Origin of the sequence: Bacillus sp. 522_BSPC, from assembly GCF_001076885.1 — a bacterium.
In the GTDB taxonomy this organism is placed as follows: domain Bacteria; phylum Bacillota; class Bacilli; order Bacillales; family Cytobacillaceae; genus Niallia; species Niallia hominis.
The window spans coordinates 1-4,239 of sequence record NZ_JVDT01000123.1; the positions used below are offsets into that span (position 1 = coordinate 1).

At 37.3% G+C, this 4,239-nt stretch carries 3 protein-coding genes; all 3 read left to right on the top strand.

The features are described from left to right. Nucleotides 1–1,414 precede the first annotated feature (1,414 nt). Nucleotides 1,415–2,656, top strand: coding sequence for a hypothetical protein (locus tag ADJ83_RS09880; protein ID WP_031540257.1), 1,242 nt, complete (start codon nt 1,415–1,417; stop codon nt 2,654–2,656). Between the two features lie 206 nt (nt 2,657–2,862). Then, nucleotides 2,863–3,423: an S-Ena type endospore appendage gene (locus ADJ83_RS09885; protein WP_031540256.1), complete on the top strand. Its 561-nt coding sequence runs from the start codon at nt 2,863–2,865 to the stop codon at nt 3,421–3,423. Nucleotides 3,424–3,913: 490 nt separating this feature from the next. Then, nucleotides 3,914–4,239, top strand: a 326-nt coding sequence (locus tag ADJ83_RS09890) for a hypothetical protein (protein ID WP_204375765.1), incomplete at its 3' end; no start/stop codon positions are given.

Sequence of the window (4,239 nt, forward strand, 5' to 3'; positions counted from 1 at the left end):
CACGACGAGCGCCTTTAAGACCGTATTTTTTACGTTCTTTCATATGTGCAGATAATATAAAGAAACACAAAACCAAACAGTTCCTGTCACATCAAGGTTTGTCCACTTTTATTCTCTAAAAGGAAAACAGAATAATATACAATTCTATATGTTTAGTGGTCAGATTGTGGTCAAAGAAACAGGGTGCCTCAAATAAAATGGGGCATCCATTTACGCATATTATTACATCATGCCGCCCATTCATGTTTAAATAAAATATTAAAAAAATAGGATAAAAAAAGACTATATATCAATATTTTGCAAGGATCCAAAACAATAATTTTAAATGGGACATTATCAAGTCGAGGACAAGCTCGAGGACAGAAAAAGCCCTTCCACTATCCAATGAATTAAATATTAGAAAGCTGACGTTGAACATTCTATTGTTCCGAAGAGACTTTGACGAACAGAAGATTAACACCTAAGTAATGTAAAAGGCACGTAGCTCCCTCAAGTATATCTTTAAACACTTCCGATAAAGGTCGCTCTTCTAGTTTAAAGTAAGCAGCATCCCCCTTTCGGTGACTACCGATAAGTTGCGTCATCGCAGTTCTTGCGGATGAGTTCGTGAGCACAGTAAGAACGTAGGCAAACGGGCAATCCCCCCCTCTTGGAGAGCCTGTTTTGTTATAAAATAATCGAATTGAACACCCCCTAGAAAGTAAGTCGATTCCTTCAATACCATCAAATATCACTAGACTTTACAGCTATCTGATCAGGGAAAATGCCACATTCATTGGCCTTTTCCACAATAATCAATTTTATAATTTCTCGATATTTTCCATATTTACAAGATAGAGAAAGGTTATTTGGTATGAACATATTTAGTAATGAATGTTTTTATTTTAAAAAATTCATAAACTAATAGCTGGTTTTCTTTAAGTATTATAATTCACAATAATGAAGTCCATATCCAATAAAGGACTGAGCTTCTCTTTATCATAAAATTTCTATTTTTTGTACTTTTCCGTTCGTCCTAGATGACACCGTCCCAGCCTAACCCAAAGCAAAATCAAAGGTATTGCCTTAGAATTTACGTGTACCTGCATATTAAGTGAAACGTCCTCAAAAACTGGTCTTCGACTGTCTTCATATAGCCACAGCCCTAGCTACATCCTATAGTTACTGGCTCAGAGTTTGAATACCTTCTAACTGCTTCCTTACCTTGTGCATTTTTCCCACAAGGAGAACAGAAAGTAACAAAACCAACTCATTTATATGACAAATCATTTATAAGTTTCCCCCTATTGCGAAAAGAATAATTATTTAATAAAGCTGACTATCAAAATATTCGCCCTTTTTTTGAATGTGGACTATTTGTCCATTCATATCATTTCCTATTACCATATGATACTACTGAAAGGTGGTGTTACTTATGAGTTTTACCAATAGCGATAGCTATGGATTATGTAAGGGGTGCTTTAAACAACAAAGGTTTTGCACATGTAAAGACTCCTACCATTCGGACACAGTTAACCAAGAAGTAACCGAACATTGTGACCAAACATTCTCTGAGCATAATCCACAATGCCAATCCATTGGGGAACAAGAACAGCAACAACTACAACAACAGGGTGGGCTTGAACAGGCACAAGGGCCTCAGAATCAAGAACAAATCCAAGAAGGGCAAAGTCAAGGGCCTCAAACGCAAGAACAACAACAAGGCGACCAAACCCAAGGAAATCAAACTCAAGGGCCTCAAACACAAAGCCAAAATGAGATACAAGAGCAAACGCAAATCCAGGACCAAACCGAAGACCAGGACCAAACTCAAGGACCTCAGTTACAAGCCCAAAGACATGGCGATCAAACTATGGAAAATAACCAGACCATTTCAACCCCGGTGGACGTGGATGGAGTCAATGTGAATGTTCAGTGTGGAGACTGTAAGCCTACTATAATTTTTCCAGATGACTTCTTTGAGAAAAATAAGAAGAAAAAGGATCACAATCAAAGGGGGGACGACATGGAAAATTGCAAATGTAAGGAAAATAAATGTCCAAAAGATTGTGATTGCTGTGTCCAAAATCTTGCAGACCTATTAAGAAAAGTACAAAATTTCCAAACTACTTTAACAAATCCAGCAAATCGAGCAATCGACATATATTTCAGCACAGTGAACGGATTGCCGAATCCATCTGAAGGACAAGTCATTTCAGATATAGTGGATTGTTCAGTCCTTAGGTTTAGACCTGCTGACCAGATTACGATTGTTCCGAATACAGCCGTACAATTATGTGATGTTGCAGGTATATGCGCGACAGATACAGATGCTACTCCTGAAATTTCCAATGTTTATGAATTTCTCCTCCAACAGGCTTATGAAGACACTGAAGATTGTTCCTACCAAAAAAGGAAGAAACCATGTAATTGTCCTTGCTGTGCTTCAGGTATTGGAGAAGAGTTAAGGTGTACAGCCAACTTCGGACTTCTCCTTGATGTTTATCTCAAGGGGCAGACCACAGCACTTCCTCTTTATGTGCTTACGGTAAAAGACTGCCTTGCTTACTTTGTAAACGATATTACTGATCTAGACTCGATTTGTGTCTTCTCACTATGTGCCATAAGTGGATTTACCGTTGTTAGTCAAACATTGGGCACAATAGATAGTGCCTAGAATTTATGCACTAACATGCTGCATTAAAAATCAATTATCTATCAGAAGATTTTAAGGCACGAATATTACTACTAACACCTAATCAGCCTTTTTCTTTCCCTCCAAAAATGGATGTTTGTATTAGTTGATTAACCTATACGCAAAAAACCTAGAAGCATATATTATTATTGAATTTAGAAACTTAATCTCAAGGAGGAAGTAATTTGATGATATATCATTCAGAAGGTAAACATTGCGGCTGTAAAGAACAGGAAGAGTGCACTTGCAAAAGAAGAATGGGAAATCATCCGAAGATGAATCATCATGGATATGATCATCATGGATATGAAAAATGTGAAATGCCTAAAAAAAATTGGTACGAAGAGAAAGAGCCTTGCCCAGACCGTGTAAAAGGATTCAATTTGTGCAAACAAAGAAATGAATTAAGGTGCTTTAAACATTGCGAGCCAATTTCCCAGCCATGTGATGCATTATTCTATAACTATTTTACCAGCAGGACTAATTTTGAATTTAGCGGGTTAGTTGTGATTAAAAATACAGGGAATCCAACTAGCGGCTGTTCTATGCAGATCCGTGTTACAGATAGAGCAGGCACTGCAATTGTTGCAACAGTTAGCGCTGGAGCATCAGTTCCAATCTTTGTTGAAGGGTTAACTTCGCTTGATATTGCTTGTCTTCCAAATGAACCAGAGCTTCCTGTACCAGCAACTTGCAGTGGCGAAGTCATCTTTGACCTTGAATACTGTGCGACAAGACTTTGTCTATAAGTAATGAACTTTGACAAAATAATTCATCAGTGTGAAGAATCCCTCTTAATGTTCATAATTAACTAAGAAATGATCCCACAAGAATTTAGTTAATCCCCTCCAATGTATTTTTCTTTAATATTTTTAAAGAAGAATCCCTGTTTATTATTTATGAGGAATTTCTGAAAAAAAGCATAGCTAATTTTGAACTAAATTTGTATTGTAGGTGAATTAACCAATATAAACACCCAAAAATGGGTGTTTATATTGGTTAATCAGCCCATGCCAAGAAACCCAATATACATATATTGATAGTATCTTTCAAGAATATGGGGAGGAAGCTTTTGTATGTTTTTTATAAATAGATCCTGTGGGTGTAGGGGCTTCCAACGATGCAATCAATGTCATAGAAGCGTTGGGGGCCCAAAAATATACATTAACGAAAGTATATGTACTGGAAAGTCAAAATCCGTGTTTAAACTTAAACACAGTGAAAAGGGAAAACATTATTTTGAGCATCATGGAAAGCATCATTGCAGATCGGATGACTGTGAAAAAGACAAGTGCAAATGCGATGACTGTGAAAAACACAAGTGTAAATGCGTTGACTGTGAAAAACACAAGTGCAAATGCGAGGATTGCGGGAAAAACAAGTGCAAATGCGAGGATTGCGGGAAAAACAAGTGCAAATGCGAGGATTGCGGGAAAAACAAGTGCAAATGCGAGGATTGCTGGAAAGACAAGTGCAAATGCGTTGATTGTGAAAAACACAAGTGCAAATGCGAGGATTGCGGGAAAGACAAGTGCAAATGCGTTGATTGTGAAAAACACAAGTGC

Coding starts and splice junctions, on each gene's coding strand:
- ADJ83_RS09880 (WP_031540257.1), top strand. CDS start 1,415: ATGAGTTTTACCAATAGCGATAGCTATGGATTATGTAAGGGGTGCTTT.
- ADJ83_RS09885 (WP_031540256.1), top strand. CDS start 2,863: ATGATATATCATTCAGAAGGTAAACATTGCGGCTGTAAAGAACAGGAA.